Origin of the sequence: Streptomyces sp. CB02058, assembly GCF_001905505.1 — a bacterium.
GTDB lineage: Bacteria > Actinomycetota > Actinomycetes > Streptomycetales > Streptomycetaceae > Streptomyces.
Genome location: NZ_LIPG01000003.1, coordinates 736659 through 760410, shown reverse-complemented (window position 1 = coordinate 760410; position 23752 = coordinate 736659). Strand labels below are relative to the sequence as shown.

The following is a 23752-nucleotide window of genomic DNA, read 5'->3' as shown; positions in this document are numbered from 1 at the left end:
CTCATTCGTCCACCGCCACGGAGCTGTCCACAGCCACGAAGCGGAACTCGCTGGTGTAGCGCTGTCCCTGCGGGCCGGTCAGCCAGAGCTGTTCGGCCGTGGGCAGCATTTCGGTGACGGTGATCGTCGGGCTCTCCTCCGAGCCGTCCGGGGCGCCCCGCACCGCGTGCGCGAAGGCGTTCACGAACGCGGGGCTGTCCAGGTCGACGTAGAACGGCTTGGTCTCGTGGGCGGCCTTGACGAACACGAAGCGGGGCATCCCGTGGGACCGCGCCCACTGCCTGGCCCCGGCGAACCGGTCCGCCTCGTCCTCGCTCCGGGCGAAGGCTAGGTCGCAGGCCCTGAAGCGCCACGACTCCCGGCACACCACCAGCCGGTCGATGGTGATCCTCGGCGTGTGCGGGTGGGGGGCGAGCGGCTGGAACCGGCTCACCACCTTGAAGCTGAGGGCCTCGGCGCACACCTCGACCATGTCGTACTCGGTACCGTCCTCGGCCCGGGCGACGACCTCGCCGTCCTTCCCCAGCGCGACGGTCAGCGAACCGACGGGCAGGGCCCTGGGGTCCGCGCCGTACCAGGACGCCTCGTCGCTGAGCAGCAGAAGCCGGTCCTTGTCCGTCGTCAGCAACGGCAGGGCGCGCGACGAGTACAGCCAGTACTTCGGCAGTACGGGGATGATGCGCGGCTCGGGCACATCGCTCGCGACCGCCTCGGACAGCTGCCCCGGGTCGGGGTGCTGGTTGACGAACAGCAGGTTGCGCAGGGTGTTGGCGCCCACGTGCAGTTCGCCCATGACCAGCTGGAAGTCGCCCCGCGCCACGGCCTCGGCGCTCGCTCCGGCGACCATCAGGTCCGGGCACTGGTACCGCGCCGCGTTCCACCCGGGGTCGGGTGCGGCGAAGGCCTCCCGCACCGCGTCCTGGATGTCGTCCACGCGCAGTTCGAGCCGCCGCCGTCCGTCGAACGGGCCGAGGACGGCGTGCCAGCGTCGCTGGAGCTCCTCGACCGCCTCGTCGACGGGCGGCAGCACCCGGCCGAGCAGCAGCGGCTGGATCGCCTGCCAGTACTCCGAGAACCGCACGGGGCCGTCGGCCCCGGGGCGGCGGGCGAACGTGTCGTACGTGGTGCGGAAGACCTCCCGGTAGCCGGCGGCCACCCGGTGCGTCAGCCAGCGGGCCGAGGTCAGCATCAGCGTCAGGGGGGCTCCGGCCGCCTCCAGCAGCTCGGGGCCCAGCCCGACGGTGTCGTCACGGCGGCAGTCCTCGTACAGCAGGGTGCGGGCGCCGTACGTCTCGCCGTGCGCGCGGGTCGGCTCCTTCCCGGTCAGCTCGGTGAACGTGGACTCCAGGTGGTCGAAGGCCCGGCCGAGTTCGGCGGGCTTCCCCGCGGCGCCGCGGATCCGCAGCCGGGCGTCGGCAAGGCGGTCCATCCTGGCGAGGGCCGCCGTCCGCAGCCCGTCGTCGCCGACCCCGGCGAGGACCTGCCGCAGCGCGGACTCGGGGTCCTGCTGGAGCGGGAACTCCAGGTCCCAGGCGATCAGTCCGGAGGAACGCATGGACTCCAGGAGCCCGGACATCTTCTCCTCCGTCGCCGAGAGCCGCTCGCCGGCGGCCCGGCAGACCTCCTCGGCGGTCCGGGTGCCGTCGCAGAGGCCGAGGACGGTGCGCAGCGGCGCCGACCGGTCGGCGGGCAGCGCCACCGTTCGGCCGCCGATGTGCAGGGTCTCGGCGCCGAGGTGGACATGGGGAAGCCGGCGCGGCGGGATCCAGCGGGCGAGCGCGGGGTCCTGGCCGATCTCGTGGGCCAGCGCGTCCACGCACCACTGGTCGAAGTACACCTCGCGGTGGTCGAGCAGGCCCGGCCCGTTCGTGACGGTCAGCGCCGGTCCCGTGTCCCGCGTCCGCGCCCAGCCGACCGGTCCGAAGAATCCGATGGAGTCGTTCTTCACGCAGTACCGCTGGAGGTACTTCACGACCAGGGCCTCGTGCTCACGTCGCCGCGCGTTGCGCTTGGCGGTCCCTCCGCCGTCGGTGGCCTCCCCCAGCTTGCGGATGCCGGTCTCGTACGCCTTGCGGTTCTGCCAGATCACCGCTTCCTGGAAGCGGAGGTCGGCGGCGGTCTCACGCAGCGCTTCGCCGGTCGCGACGGTGGCCGCGTCGAAGGCCGTCCGGTAGGCGGCAGCCTCGGCGGCGGCGCGGCCCTCGGCCTCGCCGAGCCGTACGACCGCCGGGTCGGTGTCGTACGCGCCTCCCGGCGAACGCCCCTTGCGTACGCGGGAGATGGCGCGCAGCAGGGGCTTGCGCCGGTCCAGGTCCTCCCAGTCGCCGGCGGCCCGCAGGGCGTCCAGCGCTTCCCGGAACGTGTCGAGCGCGCTCTCCCGGAGCCGGTCGGCATCCGCCGCGGCCTCGATGAGCCGGTCGGCCGCCGCGGCGCAGCCGGGCTCGGCGAGCCGCAGCACGTCGTCGGCGGGGAACCCCGCGCCGCGCAGGCCGACCTGCCGCCAGACCCTCCAGGGCCCGCCCGGCAGACGTGTGAGGTGTGCGGGCAGGGCTTCGGCGGCGCGGTCCGGCTCCGCTCCGGAGGCCGGTCGTGCCGCGGCTCGCGACGGTGCGGATGTCACAGTTCGCCCTCTTCCCGGCCGTCGTTCGCGGTGGCCGGGGCCGCGCTCTGACGGGCCCACACCAGCGCGTCGATGTACGCGCTGCCCTGCCGTACCGTCCGGGACCGCATGACCGCCCTGACCGGGAGGTCGACCCCGAACTCCTCCTTGACCGCCCCGATCAGCTGCGTCACCAGCAGGGAGTGGCCGCCCAGGTCGTAGAAGTCGTCCTCGGCGCCGACCCGGTCGACGTCCAGGACGTCGGCCCAGATCCCGGCGAGGATCCGCTCGGTCTCCGTCTCGGGTGGTTCGTAGCCGGAGAGCCCGAGCACCTCGGGCGCCGGCCGCCGGGCCGCGCTCCGGCGTTCCGTGAGGTCGGCGGGGCACAGCTGCGCCACCGGCACGTCGGCGCCGGTGCGCACGGACGAGAGCAGATCCCGGTAGTGCGCGGCCAGCCGCTCCGCCGTGGCCTCGGCGAACAGGTCGCTGTTGTACTCCAGGCAGGCGTGCAGTTCTCCACCGAGGTCCACGACCTCCAGCGCGAGTTCGTACTGCGCGGTGGTGCGCCGGACCTGAAGGGGTGAGACGGAGAGCGCGTCGCTCCAGGGGACCGTGGTGTCGGAGGCGCCCAGCACGAAGGCCGCGGCCTCGGGGTGGTCCTGGGGCTTCTGGAACGTGAACAGGGTCTGGAAGACCGGCGACCTGCTCGGGTCGCGTTCCGGGCGGATCTTCTCCACCAGCAGGGGGAACGGGTACGCCTGGTGGCCGAGCGCGTCGAGCACCGTGGTGTGCGTCTGCGCGAGCAGGGCGCGGGAGGTCGTGTCCGGGGCGAGGCGCGACGTGAGGACCACCGGGTTGGTGAAGTACCCGGCGACACGCTCGGCGTCCTCCCGGCCGCGGTTGGCCGCGGGTGAGCCGACGAGCACGGTGTCCTGGCCCGAGGCGTGGTGCAGCAGGATCTCGAACGCGCAGAGCATGAGGGTGTAGAGGGTCACGCCCTCCTTCCGCGCGAAGGCGCGCAGCGCCGCCGTCTCCTCGCGGCCGACGGTGAACGGACGCCTGCCCCCGCGGTACGTCATCTGCTGCGGGCGGTCCCCGTCCAGCGGGAGGTCGAGGACGGGGAGCGGACCGTCCAGCCGGTCACGCCAGTACTCCTCCAGCTCCTGGCCGGCCGGTCCGGCGAGCATCCGCCGCTGCTCGCGCGCGAAGTCCGAGTACCGGGGCGCGCGGGAGGGAAGCCCGGCCGGGGTCCCCTCGCTCTCCTCCCGGTAGTCGCGGCCCAGCTCGTCCATCAGCAGCACGACCGTCCAGAGGTCGGCCGCTATGTGATGGACGACCAGGAGCAGCACCTGTTCCTGGTCGGACCGGGACAGCACGTGCGTGCGCAGCACCGCCTCCCGTTCCAGGTCGAACGGCTGGTGGGCCAGTTCCCGCAGCCGGTCCGCCAGCTGCTCGTCGTCCCACGCGGAGGCGTCCGTGTACCGGGTGCCCGCCACCGGCCGGCCGTGCACCGCGCGGACGGAGCCGTCGGCCGCCTCGTAGCGGCTGCTCAGCACCTCGTGCCGCCGCACGACCCTGGCGAGCGCCCGGTCGAAGGCGTCGCGGTCGAACGGGCCGCGCAGGGTGAGCGCCACCGGGATGTTGTACGCGGCGGATGCCGGGTCCTGTGCCTGCACGTGCCAGAGGGAGAGCTGCCCGTACGACAGCTCCGCCGCGCCCGGTCCGGTGTCCGGTGCGCCGTCGGTGTCCGCCGGTGCCGCCTCGGCCCGCGCCGCGAGCGACTCGATGTCCGCGCCGTCGAGGATGCGGGCGGGCGGCACGACGACGGCCAGGTCCCGGCGGGCCCGGTTGGCGATCCGCACCGCCCCGAGCGAGTCGATGCCGAGCGACAGGAGGGAGGCGGCCGGGTCGACCGCCCGGGCTCCGGTGCCCAGCACCTGGGCCACCTGCTCACGCAGATAGCGGGTGATCACGGCCGTCCGCTCGGCCGGCTCCAGCGTGGCCAGGGCGGCGGCGTCCGGCAGTTCGGCCGGAGCCTCGTCGGCGCCGGTCCACAGATTGGCGAACTCCCCCGCGGCGTAGGTCTGCCGGCACTGGCCGCGCTGCACCTTTCCGCTGGTCGTCTTCGGGATGCTGCCCGGCTTGAGGAGGACGACCTCGCGCACCGCCAGGTCGTAGGTCTGCGCCACCGCGGCCCGGACCGCGGCCACGGCCGCCTCGGAGTCGAGCGTGGCGATGGCCCGCCCCTCCACCTCCTGGAGCACCACCAGCGCCGTCGTGCCGTCCTCCTCGACGGCTATCGCCGCCCCGCAGCCGGTACGGAACGACGGGTGCGCCTGCTCCACGGTCACCTCGATGTCCGTGGGGTAGAAGTTGCGGCCCCGGACGATGATGAGGTCCTTGCGGCGTCCCGTCACGAAGAGTTCGCCGTCGGCGAGGAAGCCGAGGTCTCCGGTGCGCAGGTACGGCCCTTCGCCGGTGTCCGCGAGGGTGGCGCCGAACACCTCCCGGGTCGCCCGCGCGTTGTCCCAGTAGCCGGACGCCGTGGACGCGCCGCGCGTCCAGATCTCGCCGACGGCCCGGTCGGCGAGCGCGGTCCTGGCGTCCGGGTCGACCACCAGCACCTCCTGGCCGTCGAGCGGCCTCCCGCTGCCCACCAGGAGCCGTCCGGCCGTGCCGGGTGCGGGGGCCTGGACCAGGCCCTTCTCCAGGGGGGCGGGGTCCACCGGCAGGACGGACGGTTCGTCCGCCGCCCGGGCTCCGGTGACGTAGAGCGTGGCCTCGGCCAGCCCGTAGCAGGGCAGGAAGGCGCTGCGGCGGAACCCGCATGCGGCGAAGGCCTCGCTGAACGCGTCGAGGGTCCGGGCCCGGATGGGCTCCGCGCCGTTGAACGCGACGCGCCACGAGCTGAGGTCGAGCTCCGCCTTCTCCTGCTCGGTTACCGAGCGGACGCACATCTCGTACGCGAAGTTCGGGCCGCCGCTCATGTGCGCGCGCTCGCGGGAGATCGTCCGGAGCCAGCGCGCCGGGCTGCGGAGGAAGCTCATGGGCGACATCAGGGTGACCGGGAACCCGACGGACAGCGGGGTGAGGATGCCGCCGATCAGCCCCATGTCGTGGTACGGCGGGAGCCAGATGACCCCGCGGGTCTCCGGGTCGCAACCGAACGACTCGCTGATCATCCCGAGGTTGTGCAGGAGCTGGGCGTGGGTGAGGACGACGCCCTTCGGGGTGGCCGTCGAACCGGAGGTGTACTGGAGGAAGGCGGGTGCGTCGGCTGCGGGTGCGTGGGATCGCCAGGCGTCGGCGGCCTCGTCGGGCAGCGTGTCGGTGGCCAGGGCGCGCGCGTCCCGCAGGCCCAGTCCTTCGGCGCCCGCCTCCAGCAGGGGGAGGATGTCGGCCGTGGTCAGCGCGAACGCGGCGCGGCTGTCCTCGGCGACGGCCGTCAGCCGGTCCACGTTGCGCAGGGAGCGCGGCGGGTAGGCGGGGACGGGGACCGTGCCCGCGTACAGGGAGCCGAAGAAGGCGCTGAGGTAGGCGGGGCCGGGCGGGTACAGGAGCAGTGTCCGGTCCCCCGGGACGGCACCCCGCTCCTGGAGGGCGGCCGCGACCGACCGTGCGGCGCGGTCGAGTCCGGCACAGCTGACCTCGGTGGCGGACTCGTCGTCGTTGAGGAACCGGAAGGCGGTGGCGCCGGGCCCGTCCTCGGCCCGGTTCCGCAGCAGATCTACCAGCGACTGGCTCATGCTCGGGGTCCCCCTGGAAGTGAAGTGCCCGCATCGCCCGCGCTCCGGGCGACCGCGGCGCGGCGGATCTTGCCCAGCGAGGTGCGGGGTATCTCGGTGACGAACTCGACCTGCCCGGGCACCTGGTGCGGGAGCAGGCGTGCGCGGCAGTGGGCGGTCAGGTCATGGGCGGTCAGCTCCGCGGTGGCGACCACGGTGGCGCGTACCCGCTGGCCGAGTCCGCCCAGGTCCTCGCCCCAGACCACCGCTTCGGCGACGTCCGGGTGGGCGGTCAGGGCGTGCTCGACGTCGTGCGGGTTGACCTTCTTGCCGCCGACGTTGATGAACGAGTCCTTGCGGCCGACCAGATGGAGGCGCCCGTCCTCGTCGGACCGGGCGATGTCCCCGGTGACGTACCAGCCGTCCGGGAGGAGCACCCCCGCGGTCACGGCGGGCTGTCCGAGATAGCCCGCGAACATCGCCGGGGTCCGTACGAGGAGTTGTCCCGCCGTCCCCTCCGGGACGGGCCGGCCCTCGTCGTCGGTGAGCCGGACGCTCACCCCGGGCGCCGGTCTGCCGACGCCGCGCTCGCGCGTCGTGGTGTCCTCGGGCACCTGGCAGGCGATGATGCCGGCCTCCGTGCTGCCGTAGATCTGCTGCACGTCCTGGCCGCAGCGGGCGCGGAACCGGTCGGCGACCTCGGCGGGCAGGGGCGCGCCCGACGAGAGGCACAGCCGGAGGCGGGCGGGACGCGGGCCGGCGGCGGCGGCGGCGCGGGCGAGCAGGTCGTACGCCAGCGGGGTGGCCAGCAGCACCGTGCAGTGGTCCCCGGCCAGTGTCTCCAGGGTGCGGGCCGGGACGAACCGTCCGGTCAGGACCAGGCAGGCCCCGCTCAGCAGCGAGGTGACCAGGCCGGACACCATGCCGAAGGAGTGCAGCAGCGGGACGGCGGCGAGCACCCGGTCGGCTTCGGTGACACCGAAGGTCCGCCGGTAGATCTCGCCGCCCCGGACCAGGTTGGCCTGGGAGTGGACCGCGGCCTTGGGCGCGCCGGTCGATCCGGAGGTGTACTGGAGGAGGAACGGCGCCTCCGGGTCCGTGTCGGCCGGGAGTTCCCCGGCCCCGGCGTCCTCCGGCGCGCCGTGCTCCCCGGTCGGCACGGGCGTCCACGCCGGGGCCGGGTCGGCGGAGCTCAGCGCCCGCAGCCGTGCCTCGCTGCCCAGTACCGCCCCGTCGCCCAGTTCGTCCGCGAGCTCCCGCAGGGCCCGGGCACCGGTGTCCGGTTCCAGCGGCACCAGCCGGGCACCGGTGCCGGCCACCGCGAGGAAGGCGACGACCGCGTCGGGGGTGTTGTCGAAGAGCAGCCCGGCGGTGGTACCGGGCCCGAGGCCCGCCGCGCGAAGGCGCCGCGCGGTGCCCTCCACACGGTCGCGCAGCTGCCGGTACGTCATGGTCCCGGCGCCGTGGCGCACCGCGGCCGCGTCGGGCCTGGTGCGCGCCGCTTCGTCGACCAGTGACCACAGGGTGCGGGACGGGGCGGGACGGTCGGAGCTAGCGGGCACGGGCGGCCACCCCCTCGGCGATCTGCTCGTCGAAGTCGAGCTGCTGGTGGCGGAAGTAGTGGTCGTACAGCTCGGCGTAGGCCCCGCCGGCGGCCAGCAGGGCGTCGTGCGTGCCCTGTTCCAGCACGCGTCCGGCGTCGATCACGACGATCCGGTCGGCCTTGCGGACGGTCGGCAGCCGGTGGGCGACGATGACGGACGTCCGCTTGCTGGACAGCACGTCCAGCCCTTCCTGGATCAGCGACTCGGTCAGCGGGTCGATGCTCGCGGTCGCCTCGTCCAGTACGAAGATCTCGGGGTCCTGGAGCACGATCCGGGCCAGGGCCACCAGTTGCCGCTGCCCCATGGACAGGTTGCGTCCGCCCTCGGTGGTCGGGGTGTCGAGCCCCTCGGGGAGGAGGTCGACCCAGTCGCCGTCCGCCACCGACCGGGCCGCGGCGAGGATGTCCTCCTGCGAGGCGCCGGGGCGGCCGTGTCCGATGTTCTCGCCGACGGTGCCGGAGAAGAGGAACGGCGTCTGGCTGACGACACCGAGATGGCGCCGGTAGTCGTCGAGGTCGAGGGTGCGGACGTCCCGTCCGTCGACCAGGACGCTGCCGGACCGGTACTCGTACGCCCGGCTGATCAGCCGGATGATGCTCGACTTGCCCGCGCCCGTGTGGCCGACCAGGGCGACCGTCTCGCCCGCGCCGACGCTCAGGTCGAAGTCCCGCAGGACCGGCTCACCGGACCCGTAGCCGAAGGTGACCTCCCGGAACTCGATGCGGCCGTCGATCGACTCGACGGGCTCCTGCGCGGACTGGCGCACCTGCGTCTCGCGGTCGACCAGTGAGAAGATCCGCTCCCCCGCGGCCAGTCCCTGCTGGAACTGGCTCCAGAACGAGGCGATGCTCGTGAGCGGGAACCAGAACAACATCAGGGCCTCCATGAAGAGCACCCACTCGCCGCCGCTGACGTGGCCGTCCGCGACCTGGTGTCCGCCGAACTGCACCACGGCGACCGTGCCGAGCCCGGTCAGGGTGAGCAGCAGCGGGAAGATGCCGCTGAAGATCCGGTTCGTGCGGACACTGGCCCGGTACCAGCGCCCGTTGACCTCCTCCAGGCCGGCGCCCGCGGCCTCCTCGCCGCGGAAGTTGCGGGCCACCGCGATGCCCCGCAGCGTCTCCTGCACATAGCCGTTGACCTTCGCCGTGGCGCGCTGCTGCTGCCGCGAGGCGCCGCGCGAGATCCGCCGGAAGCCGAGGCTCACGGCGATGATGACCACCGCGACCAGTGCGGTGATCGTGCCGAGCATCGGGCTGATCACGAACAGTGCGGCCATCACGATGAGGATCATGAGCGACTGGCTGAGCAGGTCCAGGGTGAGGACCGCCAGGGTCGAGAACGCCTGGGTGTCGGTGGTGATACGGCTGGCTATCGCCCCCGAGGACTGCGCGTCGAAGAAGGCCATCTCCTGGCGCACGACCGCGTCGAAGGCCTTGGTCCGCATCTCCAGGACCACACCGCCGACCAGCCCGGCGCTGAACCGCTGCTGGAGCCAGGTGAACGCCCAGGCGGCGGTGCCGACCCCGATGATGCCGTAGATCAGCGGGGCGATGCCGTCGTCGACCGCGTCGGTGTCCGCGGTGTCGATGACGTGCGCGAGCAGCACCGGGAGGGCGGCGCCGGCGACGGCGGCGATCAGCGCGCATCCGGCGATCAGCGCCACCAGGGGCGCCCGCGAACCGAACAGCGGCCTGATCCGCTTCAGGAGCTGCCGGTCGGTGTAGACGCGGTCGTAGCTGTCGGGGTTGAGCCCCTGGAGGATGGCGGCCATCAGCTGACCCCTTCGTCGGTGCGCGGGGAACGGCTCTCGGTCAGATACGGGGCGAAGATCCTGCGGTACAGGTCGCAGCTCTCGATGAGGCCGTCGTGATCGCCCTGACCGACGATCCGGCCGCGGTCCAGCACGAGGATGTGGTCGGCCGACCGGATCCGGGACAGTCTGGTCGTGATGAGGAACGTGGTCCGGCCGCTGGAGGCCTGCCGGACCGCCTGCTGGATCTGCGCCTCGGTGGCGCTGTCCACCGCGCTGGTCGAGTCGTCGAGGACGAGGACCCGCGGGTCGGTGACGAGGGCCCGCCCGATGGCGATGCGCTGGCGCTGCCCGCCCGAGAGGGTGATGCCGCGTTCGCCGACCATCGTGTCGTAGCCGTGCTCGGACGCGGTGATGAAGTCGTGGGCCTGGGCCATGCGGGCGGCTTCCTCCAACCGCTCCCGGCTGATGTCGGCCCCCGCGCCGAAGGCGAGGTTGTCGCCGATCGAGGTGGAGAACAGCATGACGTCCTGCTCGATGACGGCGATCTGGGACCTGAGCGACCGCAGGTTCCAGTCGGTGACGTCGACACCGTCGACGACGACGCGTCCCTCGTCCGCCTCGTACGTACGGTTCAGCAGGTGCAGCAGCGTGGACTTGCCGCTGCCGGTGGTGCCGACCAGCGCCACGGTGGCGCCGGGGGGCACGGTGAAGGAGATGTCGCGCAGCACGGGGGTGTCCCCGTAACCGAAGGTGACGTTCTCGAAGGAGATCCCGCCGTCGATCACGGCGCTGTGCCCGCCCTGCTGCTCGTCGTCGCCGGACGGGTCGTTGATCACTTCGAGCATGCGCCGGGCGCCCGCGACACCCAGGTAGATCAGTCCGATGGACAGCGAGGCCAGCTGGGTCGGAGCCCGCAGGGAGCCCATCAGGCCGAGGAACGCGACGAGTTCACCGATGCTGATGTCCCCGGACCGCACCAGGTTCACGCCGTGCAGCAGTCCGAGCGCGAGCGCCAGCGTGAGCAGGAGCGGCGGGATGTACAGGGCCTGGGTGCGGCCCTGGGCGACGAAGGCGGCCCGGTAGTCGTCGGCCAGCTCGGCGAAGTGCTTCTGGACGGCGGCCCGTCGGCCGGTCGCCTCGACCGACTCGATGCCGGTGACGGCCTCCGAGACCTGGGCGCTCATCAGGCCGAACCGCTTGCGGGTGGCGAGCGACACCGGTTCGAGCCGGCGTCCGTGTTCGAGCAGCGCCACGACGAACAGGATGATGAACACGACCGGGGAGAGCAGGAGTTCCGGATCGATCAGGGCGACGAAGACGATCGGTACGAGCAGGCTGAGGACGAGGTCCACGGCCATGTCCACACCGGGCGACATCATCAGGTTCATCGCCTCGGCGTCCCCGGTGGCGCGGGCGGAGAGGTCACCGACGGGGCGCCGGTTGAAGAAGGTCTGACTCTTGCGGAGCAGCGACGAGAAGATGTCCTTGCGGGCGTCGCGTTCGAGGCCGCAGGCGAACGCCTCCAGGGCGTAGATCGCGCTGCCTCCCGCCAGCCCCCGCACCAGCACCATGACCAGCAGCGCGGCGACGGCGCCGTTGAAGGCGGAGAAGTCGGCGTGCTCCTGGAGCACCGCGTCGAAGGCGATGCCGGTGGCCATCGGGATGCCCGCCGTCATGACGTGCCACAGCACACTCCCGAGGAGGTGCACCGCGATGTACCGCTTGTAGCGGCGCAGGTGCGACAGCAGCCAGGCGCCGACGCCCGCGGGGGCGCTGCTTTCGGGCGCAGCCGCTTCGGGCTGCGTGAGGACGGTCACGAACGCTCCTGGACATGTGCTGCGGTGCCGGCGGCCGGGACCGGGGGCAGAAAGCCCCGGCCGGCGAGGTGGACGAGATAGGTGCGCAGCAGCTCGGGACCGAGCTGCGGGCAGGGGGTGGAGGAGTCCAGGTAGGCGTCGTGCAGTGCGGCGGACGACGGCTCCTCGGACTCGACGAGCGCCGCTTCGCTCTCCAGCAGTCCGAGGAACGGGTAGAGGGCGTTGTCCGGTGACTCGGCGGCCGACTTGCCCAGCTCGTCCAGCCAGTCGCGGTACGTCAGGGTCCGCAGGTCGTAGCCGAACTCCCGGACCCAGCCGAAGACGTCCGCCAGGGACACGGGGCGGGGGTGCCCCAGGTCGTAGCCCGTGCCGCCGTCCTCCGCCTCGCGCAGCGAGATGCGGACGATGGCGTCGCTGACCTGGTCCACCGGCACCAGGTGTACCGGCTGGTCCAGGTCGGGGTGGCTGCCGAGCTGGATCGAGCCCTTGATCACGGCCCAGATCAGGTCCTTGGGGTTGCCGATGCCGGTCCGGCTGTGGCCACCGATGTAGTCCGGCCGGTAGACCTGGACGGGGATGCCCCGCTCCCGCGCGCTCACCGCCAGCCGTTCCGCCACCCACTTGCTCCGGTTGTAGCCGCCCGGCACCGCGCTGCCGTCGCCGCCGCCGGGTGCGGGCGGGGCGGACGCCGTGGAGATGTGGTGGACCGGGGCGCCCCCGGCGCGTCCCGCCAGCCGCAGCACCTCGCGGGTGCCGCCGACGTTGGCGGGCGCCAGTTTCCCGTACGGCAGCGCGAAGTTGACCCATGCCCCGCTGTGGTGGACGGCGTCGATCACCTCGGCGAGCCGGGCGAAGCGCACCTCCCCGAGGCCGAGCAGGGGTTCGCCCAGGTCGCCGGGCTCGGCGACGATCCTGGCCGGGTCGGCGGGGGCCTCCAGGCCGTGCTCGTCGAGGCAGGCGAGGATCCGGTCCAGGCCGCTCGCCCGGTCGTCCGCGCGCACCAGACAGTGGATCACCGCCGTGGTGGAGCGGAGCAGACCGTCCAGGAGATGCACGCCGAGGAAGCCGGTCACCCCCGTCAGCAGGATCGCCGCGGGGTCCGCGAGCGGGGTCCGTCCGGGGTCGACGGTGATCCCGGGACCGAGTTCCGCCTCGGCGAGCAGATCCGGGGCCGCGTCCTCGCCGGCCACCGCCGCGTCCTGGGAGTCCTGGACGAGCCGGGCCACCTGGCCGATGGTGGTCGCCTCGAACAGGGAGAGCAGCGGCACGTCGATGTCGAAGCGCTGGCGCAGCGCGAACACGACCTGCGGGACCAGCATGGAGTGGCCGCCGAGGTCGAAGAAGTCGTCCTCGGCCGTCAGCCCGTCCGCGCCGAGCACGGACTCCCAGATCTCTGCGACCGCGCTCTCGACCGGTCCCAGCGCCACCGGGGCGACGGGCGCGGCGGTCTCCGCGGTCTCCACGACCGGGGCGGGCAGTGCCTTGCGGTCGTGCTTGCCGTTCGCGTTGAGCGGCATGCGCTCCAGCAGCGTGAAGGTCGCGGGGACCATGTAGTAGGGCAGCCGCCCGCGCAGATACTCCTGCAACCCGGCGACCTGCGGCGAGGTGCCCGGCACCGGCTGCACGTAGCCGGCCAGCCGTCGTTCGCCGTGCTCGTCGACGACGACCACGACAGCGGCGTCCTGCACCTGGGGGTGATGGCCGAGGACCGCCTCGATCTCCTCCAGTTCGATGCGGAAGCCGCGGATCTTGACCTGCCGGTCGGCACGGCCGAGCACCTCGACGTCACCGCTGGGCAGCAGCCGGGCCACGTCTCCCGTGTCGTAGAGCCGGCTGCCGGGCACGGTGCTGAACGGGTGCGGGACGAAGCGTTCGGCGGTCAGGCCGGGGCGGGCGACATAGCCGCGGGCCAGGGCGAGTCCGCCGATGTGCAGGGTGCCGCGCACCCCGGGCGGCACGGGCTGCCGGTCGGCGTCCAGTACGTAGAACTCGGTGTTGGCGAGCGGTCGTCCGATGGGCACCGGTTCGCCGTCGGCCCGGTCGGGCATCGGCGTCTCGAACAGCCCGCTGTCGACGGTCGATTCGGTGATCCCGTACGAGTTGACCAGCCGGGTGCCGGGCGGGCAGAGGGCGCTGAGCTGCCAGTAGTCCCGCATGAACCAGATGTCGGCTCCGACCGCCAGCACCTTGAAGTTGCCGAGCGTCCCGCCGCGCGCCGTGACGTGGGAGGCCAGCGCGCGCACCACGACGGGCACGAGGTCGGCGAAGTCGACGCGTTCCTCGACGAGCAGCGCGTGGAGTCGTTCGGGGTCGAGCAGGATCTCGCGCGGGCAGAGGACCAGCGTGCCGCCCGAGCACAGGGCGCGCACCAGGTCGCCCGTGAACACGTCGAACGCGACGTTGGCCGCCTGCAGATGGGTCTTGACCTCGGTGCCGAGCCCGTAGGCCCGCTCCCACGAGCGGAAGGCGCTCACCAGGGCGGACTGGGTGATCATCGCGCCCTTGGCCCGGCCGGTGGATCCCGAGGTGTAGACGATGAAGGCGAGGTGCGCGGCGCTCGGTTCGGACCGGGGGCCCGTGTCCTCCACGGCCGCCGTATCGTCCAGCCATGCGTCGAAGTAGCCCACCTCGGTGCCGGGCGCGAGGCCGGGCAGCTGGTCCGCGACGTCGCGCCGGGTCAGCAGCAGCCGCGCCTCGGCGTCGTCGAGCACGAAGTTGAGCCGGTCCACCGGGTTGGCCGGGTCCAGCGGGACGTACGCACCGCCCGCCTTCAGCACCCCGAGCAGCGCCGCGATCGTGTCGGGCGAACGCGGCGCGCACAGGGCGACGCGCACCTCGGGGCCGACCCCGTGCGCCCGCAGCCGTGCGGCGATCAGCTCCGCCCGCCGGTCCAGCTCGCGGTACGAGACCCGCACGCCCGCGTCGACGACCGCGACGGCGTCGGGGGTGCGCCGGACGTGCTCCTCGAACAGTCCCTGCACGCATTCGTGCGGTCCGACCGTGACGGTGACCTCGTTGTCCCGGGTGAGGACGTCGTCGCGCTCCTCGACGGAGAGCATGGAGAGCTCGCCGATGCGCTGGTCCGGGTCGGCGACGACCGCCTCGAGCAGCCGGGTGAAGTGCGTCATCATGCGCTCGACGGTCGCGGCGTCGAAGAGCCCGGTGTTGTACTCCCAGTCGCAGCGCAGCCGGCCACCGGCCTCGACCACGTCGAGGCTGAGGTCGAACGGCGAACTCTCCTTGTCCGGAGCGGGATAGGTCGTGATGCGGAGCTCCGGGAGTTCGAGGGAACCCTGGGGCGCGTTGTGCAGGGTGAACATGGTCTCGACGAGCGGGGAGCGGCTCGGATCGCGGTCCGGCAGCACCTCTTCGACGATCTTGTAGAAGGGGACCTCCTGGTGTGCGAACGCCTCCAGGCTCATGTCCCGGGTGGCCCGCAGCACGTCGCGGAAGGTGGGCGCGCCGCTCAGGTCGGCGCGCAGCGGCAGGATGTTGATGAGGAAGCCGATGAGCTTCTGGGTCTCCGGCCGGGCCCGGTTCGCGACCGTGGTCCCCACGACGATGTCGTCCTGCCCGGTGTAGCGGTGGAGCAGCACGGTGTAGGTGGCGAGCAGCGTCATGAACATCGTCGAGCCGGACGACTTCGCCAGCTCGGCGGTCCTCTCGACGAGTTCCTCGGGCAGCAGGACGGAGTGGGTACGGCCCGCGTAGGTCTGTGCGGGCGGCCTCGGCCGGTCCAGGGGCAGTTCGAGGCTGGGCAGTTCGCCGCCGAGCCTGGACCGCCAGTGGTCGAGTCCCCGTTCCAGCTCGCCGCCGGAGAGCTCCCGGCGCTGCCAGAGCGCGTAGTCGGCGTACTGGACGGGGAGCGGCGCCAGCGGGCTGGGCAGGCCGGCCCGGAAGGCCGCGTAGAGCTGCCCGAACTCCTCGGTCAGGACGCCCATCGACCAGTCGTCCGAGATGATGTGGTGCAGGCAGAGCAGCGCGACGGTGTGTGCGTCGGCCCGCCTGACCAGCGTCATCCTGATCAGCGGCCCGGCCGCGAGGTCGAACGGCGCGGCGGCGTGCTCGGCGGCCAGCCGCCTGGTCTCGGCCTCCTGCCCGGCCTCGGGCGTGCCCCGCAGGTCGACGACCCGCACCGGCACCGGGGCGGCGGGGCCGACCAGCTGCGCGGGCACACCGCGGACGGTCCCGAACGTCGTACGCAGGGTCTCGTGCCGCTCCACCAGGGCGCCGAGCACCCGCTCCACGGTCGGGACGTCGAGTACGCCGTGCAGCTCGATGGCGAACGGCATGTTGTACACCGGGTCGCCGGGGGCCAGGCCGTCCAGGAACCAGAGGCGTTCCTGCGGGTACGACAGCGGGGTGTCGGCGCCGGACGGCCGGGGGCGGGGCACCGACGCCGGTGCCGCGCTCCGCTGCTGCCGTGCCTTGCGGGCCCGCAGCAGCAACTCGTACTTGGCCGGCGAGAGTTCGCGCAGCATCCCGGCCTTGGGTGACGTATCGCTCACGCCGCCGCCTCCTGTGCTTCGCGGGCCGAGCGCGCCAGCTTCGCCGCGACGCGCTCGGGCACCGCGGCGGCGGACAGCCGGTCGGCGAGGACCTCGTCGCACCACCAGTCGAGATGGGCGCGGCCCTCGTGGACGTAGGCGACGAGCTCCAGGTCGTAGGGCCCGGCGCCGGGCACCGCGAAGGCGGCCGGATCGGCGGACGGCGCCAGGGTGAACGGTCCGCCGGCAGGCAGCAGGGCGGCCGGGTCGCCGAAGTGGCTGAGCCGGATCTGCCGGGGCGGGGCGCCGTCGGCGCCGTCCGGCTGCGGCTCCTCCCAGGGGAGCCGCTCGGCCAGCTGGGCCGCGGCCTCTCCCGCCCGCAGGTCCTCGAAGCCCTCGCCCGCCGGGGCGAGGAGCACGGTGGCCGGGGTGGCGAGCGCTCCGACGAGCCGCTCCGGTACCGCCACGCCCGCGTCCGGGGCGTGGTCGGTGACGTCGAGGGCCAGCGGAGCGCCGTCCAGCCACGCGCCGATCGCCGTCGCGACCGCGGAGGCGACCTCGCCCGGCGCCGCCGACGGGGCGTCCCAGCCGGTACGGAGCACCCGCCGGGTGCCGCCACGCGGACCCACCGGCAGCCGGGAGGCGTCCGACGGCACGGTGCGCGGGGCGCCCCCGGCCGCCGGGCGGGACGCCGATGCCGCCCATTCGGTGAAGGAAGGCGCCTGTGGCAGCCGTGCCTGCTCGCCGGCGCCCAGGGCCGTCGCGAGGTCCTCCAGAAGGATCTTCCAGGAGCGTCCGTCGGCCGCCGACTCGTCGATCACCAGCAGCAGCCCGGACGGCCGGTCGCCCCGGTCGAGCAGGGCCGCCTGGACCGGTGATCCGGCGGCCGGGTCCAGCCGGGTGCGCAGCCGCTCGGTGACCCTGCGGACGACGGCGGCCTCCTTCGCCGGGTCCTGGCCCGACAGGTCGAGCCGGGCCACCGGCACCGAGCCGGCCAGCCCGCCGACCTCCTGGCGCCATGCGCCGGATTCGTCCTGGGTGAACCTGAGGCGCAGCGCCTCGTGGTGGAGGATGAGCCGCAGGACGGCCTTGCGGACCGTCACCGCGTCCGTCCCGGCTCCGAGCTCGAGCAGCAGGGCCCGTCCACCGTCGGCCTGTGCCGTACGGCCGTTCAGCGCGAGCCCTTGCGCCGTGGTCAGCGGGGCGGCATCCGCCGCCTCGCCCGCCTCGCCGTCCTCCTGCGAGGTGCGCCACTCGAAGCGGGACTCCGCCTTCGCGGCGGGGCTGGGCAGCAGGCGCCGCTCCACCGAGGCACCGGACCGGGGTATCCGGTCCAGTGGAATCCAGTGCTCCGGCACGAGGAAGTCGGGGAGGGTGCTGTTCAGCGCGGCGCGCAGCTCCTCGCGCGCCCGGGCGGTGTCCCCGTTCGCCGCGGCCTCGCGGGGCACGTAGTACACCGCGAGCCGCTTCCCCAGCTGCTCACGCGCGCCGGGGTCGTTGTAGCCGATCCTGGCGAGCATCGACTTGACCCGGGGGATGTTCACCGGGGTACGCAGCTCCGCGTCGGCCTCCGCCCGCGCGAGATGGCCGAGCCTGACCTCCCAGCGGGTCGGCGCCTCGTAGTTGTGGAAGCCGCGCTCGATCTTGTGGACGTAGACACCGACGTCGTTGATCAGGCAGTTCGAGCTGCAGAAGCCGGTGTCGCGGGGCTCGGACCACAGGGTGTCGCCGCTGTTCAGGAAGGACCGGATCTCGTCCTTGGTCACGTCGGAGTAGCGGTAGTAGTCGACGACCTCGACGGCGTCGAGCCCCGCGGCGTCCTCGTTGCGGTGGTAGACCTGCCGGCCGACGGCGAGCTGCCGCTCGATCTCCACCGGGTCGAACTGGCCCTGCTGGTAGAACCACTGGAGCCGCTCGTCGATGATCTGGCCGCGCGAGAGGCCCGTGACGATGCTGGGGATCCCGCGCTCCTGCGCCAGCTGGTTGCTGAGGTCGAGGAGCGAGCGGAAGCAGCCGTTGCAGACGCTCTTGTGCTGCGTCAGGCTCTCCACGAAGATCTTCTTCTGGTCCGCGCGGGTCGCGGTCACGTGCTCGATGCCGAGGGCGCCCGTGATGCGGTCGACGTTGTCCAGCGCGGTCCGCGAGATGAACCCGTTGTCGAAGGTGAACGTCATCACCCGCAGCCCCATGGCGACGAGCTTGTACAGCACATAGGTGCTGTCCTTGCCGCCGCTGTAGAGGAGCAGACAGTCGAACGGGGCGTCGGGGGCGGCCGCGGCACGTGTCCGCAGATGGTCCTCGAGACCGTCGACACCCCGTCCGAAGTAGGCGTGGACGTCGTCGCCGTGCTCGGCGTAGAGCGTGCAGAGGCTGCACACCCCCGCGCCGTCCAGCGTGATGCCCGGGTAGTTCTCGTCCATGCCGCAGCGGGCGCAGACGGCGGGCGGGGCGTCGTCCTCGCGCTGTCCCTGGAGGACGACCGCGCAGTCGGTGACCGCGTCGAGCCTGAGCACGGCGGTCTCGACGTCGCGTTCGATGACGCGGGCCTGATCGGCCGAGGGGCCTATGGCGTCCATGTCAGTTGCCCTCTCCCTGGGCGAGCAGCCGCTCGGCCTCTTCTTCGTCCAGATCCGCGACCGATTCGAGCAGGTCGTCGAACTCCGCGCTGTCGGCGAGGATGGCGGTCTCGACCCGGTCGGCGAGCGCCTCGATGGTCGGTGCGCCGATGAACTCCTGGAGCCGGACCTCGACGCCGAACTCCTCGGTGATCCGCGACAGCAGCCTCATGACCAGCAGGGAGTGCCCGCCCACCTCGAAGAACTCGTGCCGGATGCCGATCTTCTCGACGGGCAGCAGTTCCGCCCAGATCCTGGTCAGGGCCTCCTGCGTGGAGGTGCTGGGGGCCACGTACTCGCGCGCCGACCTGGCCTGGGTGAGCACCGGCGCCGGCAGGGCGCGGCGGTCGATCTTGCCGCTGATGGTCCGGGGCATGGCCTCGACGGGCACGAAGACCTGCGGGATCACGGAGTCGGCGAGCCGGGGTGCGAGATGCCCGCGGACCTCGTCCGGCTCGATCTCCCGCTCGAGCTCCACGAAGGCGCACAGGTACGGGAGTTCGCCTCCCGCGTCGGCGACGACGACGGCCGCCTCGCGGACCGCGGGGTGGGACCGCAGTACGCTCTCGACCTCGCCGAGCTCTACGCGCACCCCGCCGATCTTGACCTGGTTGTCGCGCCGGCCGGCGAACTCCAGCGATCCGTCCGGGAGGGTGCGCCCGTAGTCCCCCGTCCGGTAGACGATGTCGTCCGGGTCGGAGCCGAGCGGGTTGGGCACGAACGCCCGCAGTGTGGCGTCGGGCTGCTGGTAGTACCCCAGCGACAGGTACGGCGTGCGGATGTAGACCTCGCCGATGATGCCCTCCGGGCACGGCTTGCCACGCCCGTCGAGGACCACGACGCGGGCCCCGTCCATGGCCTTCCCCACCGGCACGGACGCGCGCGTGGTGTCCTGCCGGGTGACGAAGTGGAAGGTCTTGGTCATGGTCGTCTCGGACGGTCCGTACAGGTTCAGCAACGGGACGCGCCCGTCGAACCGGTCGAACCAGAGCGCCGCGTCCGCCGGGGAGAGCGGCTCGCCCGCCGTCGCGACGCAGCGCAGCGCGGCCAGCCCGGTCGTCGGGTCGGAGGCCACCGCCGCCGCGATCCCCCGGAACACCGAGGGGACGCAGTGCACCAGCTCGATGCGCTGTTCGTCGATCCACCGGGTCAGCGCCGCCCCGTCCAGGGTGATGCCGGCGGGCGGCACACAGACGGTGCCGCCGGAGACCAGCGGCACGAAGACATCGCGCAGCATCGCGTCGAACGCCGGTGACGCGAGCTGGCTGACGCGCCATCCCGAGTCGGTGCCGAGGAGGTCCCTCTCCCACGTGATGTAGTGGTCGAGGCTCTTCAGCCGGCCGACGATGGCCTTCGGTTCACCGGTGGAGCCGGAGGTGAAGAAGATGTAGGCGGCGTCGTCGCCGTGCGGTACGTAGTCCTCGTCCGGCTTCCCGCCGACGGCGGGGAGGCTCAGATCGACCTCCAGGCGGCGGGCCGCGGGCAGCGCCTCGTCGGCGAGCTGCCCGGCCCGTTCGCGGACCCCGGCACCGACGACCATCCACTCGGCCGCCGTCGTGGCGAGCATGGAGCGCAGGCGGAGTGCGGGGGCGGAGAGATCGAGGGGTACGAAGACTCCGCCGATCTTCAGGACGCCGAGCAGGGCGGCGACCAGCTCCCGACGGTCGTCCGCCAGCACGGGGACGATGCAGCTCGGTCCGGCACCGGCCGCTCTCAGGTCGGCGGCCACCTGGTCGGACCGGGCCTCGAGCTCTCCATAGGTGAGGTCACCCTGGGGACATTCGATGGCCACCCGTGTCGCGAACCGCTCCGCCGCCGCGCGGACGAGTGACTGAATGGGTTCGAACGCCATCGTGCTTCCTCCCTGACTGGAACGGCTCGTGCCGTTCCTGCGGTTCATGCGTGGTCGGGCAGATCGAAAAGGTCGAGCAACAGGCCGAAGGTGAGCACGACGAGCAGCAGGTCGTCGCCGAGATGCGGGTGGACTTCGTAACCGGGCCGGCGGTACTGCTCGGCGAGGCGCTCCACGACCGCCGGGTTGAAGTAGCCCTGCCGCTTGATCCGGGCGGGCGACAGCATGTCCTGCACCCACTCGGCGTTGCGGCGCAGCAGCTCGGGACTGCCCGGAGCGCGGAACCCGAACTTCTCCCGGCGCACGATCTCGTCCGGGACGAGGCCCTTCGCGACCTCTTTGAGCACGTACTTCTCGGTCTTCTCCGTGACCTTGAACCGCGCGGGAAGCCTCGCCGCGAAGCGCACCACGTCGATGTCGAGGAAGGGGTACCGGGCCTCGATCGAGTTGGCGAGCGCCATCCGGTCCCCGTGGTCGGAGAGCAGGTGGTCGCTGAGCCGGAGCTTGAAGTCGAGGTAGGAGCGCTGGTGGAGAGGGCTGCGGCCGCGCAGTCGCTCGGGGTCGACCAGCGGAGCCGCCAGCGTGTCGAAGTCCGCGTGCGCGTCGGCCAGCTCGTCCGAGAACAGATCGAGCTTGGCCTCGCGCCAGGCGTGGTAGTCGCGCTCGTAGAAGATCCCCGGATCGCCCCAGAGCTGCCGGCGGACCTCGTCCTCCAGCTGGGTCTCCAGGTCGCCCGCGCGGTTCGCGGCACGGTTCCCGGCCCGGTCGAAGCGGTAGCCGAGGTATCCGCCGAAGAGTTCGTCGGCGCCCTCGCCGGTGAGGATCACCCGCGTGCCCGAGCGCCGGGCCGACGCCGACAGCGCGAGGGAGCAGGTGTTGTACGTCTCCTTCACCGGGCACTCCGCGTGGCGCACCATGCGGGACAGCTCGGCCTCCGCGTCGGCGGGGTCGAACTCGGTCTCGTGGTGGACGGAGGAGACCTGCCGGGCCATGAGCCGCTGATAGCCCGACTCGTCGATACCGGCCTGGCCGAACGAGATGGAGAAGGAGTGGGGCCGGGCCGCCGGCCGCTGCGCGTGGACCAGCGCCGCGATCAGGGACGAGTCGAGGCCGCCGCTGAGGTAGTAGCCGACGGGCACGTCGGCCCGCAGCCGGCGGGCCACGGACTGGTCCAGCAGGGCCCGCAGCTCCTCGACGTAGCTCCCCTCCGAGCGCGCGGGCGGCTCCTCGCCCTCCACGGGGAAGTCCAGGTCCCAGTAGGTGACATCGCGTACGACGCCGTCCTCGACGGTCAGGTAGTGGCCGTTCTCCAGGCTCCGCACGCCGCGGAACATGGTCCGGGGGCTCACCAGTCCGGGGAAGGTCAGCACTTGGTCGAGACCGGTGAGATCGACGGCGCGTTCGACGGCCGGGTGCTCGAGGACCGCCTTGATCTCCGAGCCGAAGACGAAGGCCGTGGGTGTACGCGCGTAGTACATCGGCAGGATGCCGGCGTGGTCGCGGGCGAGGAAGAGCCGCCGCCTGCGCCGGTCGTAGATCGCGAAGGCGAACTGCCCGTTGATGCGGTCGAGGAAGCCGGTGCCCTCCTCCTCGTAGAGGTGCACGAGGACCTCGACATCGCACTCCGTGCGGAACGTGTGGCCCTTGGCGACGAGTTCGGCGCGCAGCTCGCGGTAGTTGAAGATCTCGCCGTTGCAGGCGAGGACGACCGAGCCGTCCTCGTTGTAGATCGGCTGGTCACCGCCTGCCAGGTCGATGATGGACAGCCGGCGGAAGCCGATGCCCACGCCCTCGTCCACGAACCGGCCGCCCGAGTCGGGTCCCCGGTGGACCAGGGTCGCGGTCATCGCGTCGAGATGGCGCTCCTCGGTCGCGGGGGCGCCCGGCACGGAGACGTATCCAGTGAGGCCGCACATGGTCAGGCCCCTTCCAGGTCGTCGTTGAAGCCCGCTGCCGAACCCGCCGCGGCGAGCGACAGGGCCGACACCCGGCGGTCCGGGTGGGCGCAGACGTCGGCCAGCAGTTGCACGTACTGATCGGCGAGGCGTTCGGCCGTGGACCGGTCGAACAGGTCGGTGCTGTACTCCAGTTGTGCGTGCAGAGCCCCGCCGAACTCGAACAGGTCGAGCCGCAGATCGAAGATGGAGGTCTTCCGCACGTCGTCGAGTCGGGTCATCGTCAAGCCCGGAAGCTCGGTCTGCCGGGGGCGCGGCGGGATGTTCTGCAGGATGAACATCACCTGGAAGAACGGGTTGCGGTCGGGCCGGCGCTCCGGGGTCAGCTCCTCGACCAGGGACCTGAACGGAAGTCCGCGGTGGACGAACCCCTGGAGGGTGGTGGTCCGCACCCGGTTCAGCAGCTCCTGGAAGGTCGGATCGTCCTCGAGCCGGGCCCGCATCACGAGCGTGTCGGCGAAGTAGCCGACCACGGGGCCCCATTCGGCCCGGTCGCGGTTGCCGACGGGGGTGCCGACGAGGATGTCGTACTGCCCCGAGGCGCGGGCGAGGAGCACGTCGAAGCCGGCCAGGCAGGTCATGAAGAGACTGGCCCGGGACTTCCTGCTGAACTCCTTCAGTTTCTCGTACAGCTCGTCCGGCACGGGGAAGAGATGACGGTCCCCCCGGTAGGACGCCTCCGCGGGGCGCGGCCGGTCGGTGCGCAGCTCCAAGGTGCCGGGGGCGCCCGCCAGTTGCCTCTTCCAGTACGACACGAGCGCGTCGCGCCGGGGTCCGGCCAGCTGGCGGCGCTGCTCCTGTGCGTACTGGGCGAACTGGGCGCGAAGTGGCGGGAGTTCCACCGGCTGCTCGGCGACGAAGCCGCTGTAGAGGTCACCGACCTCCTGGAACATCACCTGCACCGACCAGCCGTCGCAGACGATGTGGTGCACGACCAGGAGCAGCAGGTGCTCCTGGTCGGCGAGCCTGATCAGCTGGAGCCGGAAGAGCGGAGGGCTCGTCAGGTCGAACGGCCGGTGCACCTCGGCGTCGACGATGCGGTCGGCCTCGGCCTGACGCTCGTCCGGGTCGAGGTCCGTGAGGTCCGTCCGTTCGAGCGGCAGCCCGACCTCGGCGTGTATCTCCTGGAACGGCTCACCGCCCGAGTCGCCCACCGAGGAACGCAGCATCTCCTGACGGGCCATGACGCCGCGGAAGGCGGCATTCAGCGCTTCGGGATCGAGCGCTCCGTCCAGCCGGCCCATGACGACGGTGTTGTAGAAAGGGCTGTCCGGCGCGAGGCGGTCGAGTATCCACAGTTGCTCTTGGGTGACGGACAGTGGCACACGGTTACTGGCCATGA

Annotated in this window: 10 protein-coding genes; all 10 read right to left on the bottom strand. The window is 72.4% G+C overall.

All coding sequences use genetic code 11. The annotated features are described in order from the left end of the window. Nucleotide 1: 1 nt before the first annotated feature. The 10 genes from AMK10_RS16905 to AMK10_RS16860 are packed head-to-tail and all read right to left on the bottom strand — an operon-like array spanning nucleotide 2 to nucleotide 23750. Nucleotides 2-2620, bottom strand: coding sequence for a lantibiotic dehydratase (locus AMK10_RS16905; RefSeq protein ID WP_073748617.1), 2619 nt, complete (start codon nucleotides 2618-2620; stop codon nucleotides 2-4). Then, a complete protein-coding gene (locus AMK10_RS16900; RefSeq protein ID WP_073748616.1) occupies nucleotides 2617-6345 on the bottom strand; it encodes a condensation domain-containing protein in 3729 nt (1242 codons plus the stop codon). Before AMK10_RS16900 ends, AMK10_RS16905 begins: the two co-directional genes overlap by 4 nt. Then, on the bottom strand, nucleotides 6342-7886 hold the full coding sequence (locus tag AMK10_RS16895) for a class I adenylate-forming enzyme family protein (RefSeq protein ID WP_073748615.1): 1545 nt from the start codon (nucleotides 7884-7886) through the stop codon (nucleotides 6342-6344). Before AMK10_RS16895 ends, AMK10_RS16900 begins: the two co-directional genes overlap by 4 nt. After that, nucleotides 7876-9702 carry an ABC transporter ATP-binding protein gene (locus AMK10_RS16890; RefSeq protein WP_073748614.1) on the bottom strand — a complete coding sequence of 609 codons (1827 nt, stop codon included), beginning with the start codon at nucleotides 9700-9702 and terminating at the stop codon, nucleotides 7876-7878. Before AMK10_RS16890 ends, AMK10_RS16895 begins: the two co-directional genes overlap by 11 nt. Further along, nucleotides 9702-11501 carry an ABC transporter ATP-binding protein gene (locus AMK10_RS16885; protein ID WP_073748613.1) on the bottom strand — a complete coding sequence of 600 codons (1800 nt, stop codon included), beginning with the start codon at nucleotides 11499-11501 and terminating at the stop codon, nucleotides 9702-9704. The genes AMK10_RS16890 and AMK10_RS16885 overlap by 1 nt, the downstream gene beginning before the upstream one ends. Then, on the bottom strand, nucleotides 11498-16009 hold the full coding sequence (locus AMK10_RS16880; protein ID WP_079180730.1) for a non-ribosomal peptide synthetase: 4512 nt from the start codon (nucleotides 16007-16009) through the stop codon (nucleotides 11498-11500). Before AMK10_RS16880 ends, AMK10_RS16885 begins: the two co-directional genes overlap by 4 nt. Further along, a complete protein-coding gene (locus AMK10_RS16875) occupies nucleotides 16006-18564 on the bottom strand; it encodes a condensation domain-containing protein (protein WP_073748612.1) in 2559 nt (852 codons plus the stop codon). The genes AMK10_RS16880 and AMK10_RS16875 overlap by 4 nt, the downstream gene beginning before the upstream one ends. Nucleotide 18565: 1 nt before the next feature. Beyond that, nucleotides 18566-20455: a non-ribosomal peptide synthetase gene (locus AMK10_RS16870; protein WP_073748611.1), complete on the bottom strand. Its 1890-nt coding sequence runs from the start codon at nucleotides 20453-20455 to the stop codon at nucleotides 18566-18568. 44 nt (nucleotides 20456-20499) lie between these two features. Continuing rightward, complete coding sequence (gene asnB, locus AMK10_RS16865; RefSeq protein ID WP_073748610.1) at nucleotides 20500-22371, bottom strand: asparagine synthase (glutamine-hydrolyzing); 1872 nt, start codon at nucleotides 22369-22371, stop codon at nucleotides 20500-20502. Between the two features lie 2 nt (nucleotides 22372-22373). Continuing rightward, nucleotides 22374-23750 (bottom strand): condensation domain-containing protein, encoded by a 1377-nt coding sequence (locus AMK10_RS16860; protein WP_143194961.1) that lies wholly within the window; start codon nucleotides 23748-23750, stop codon nucleotides 22374-22376. Nucleotides 23751-23752 lie beyond the last annotated feature (2 nt).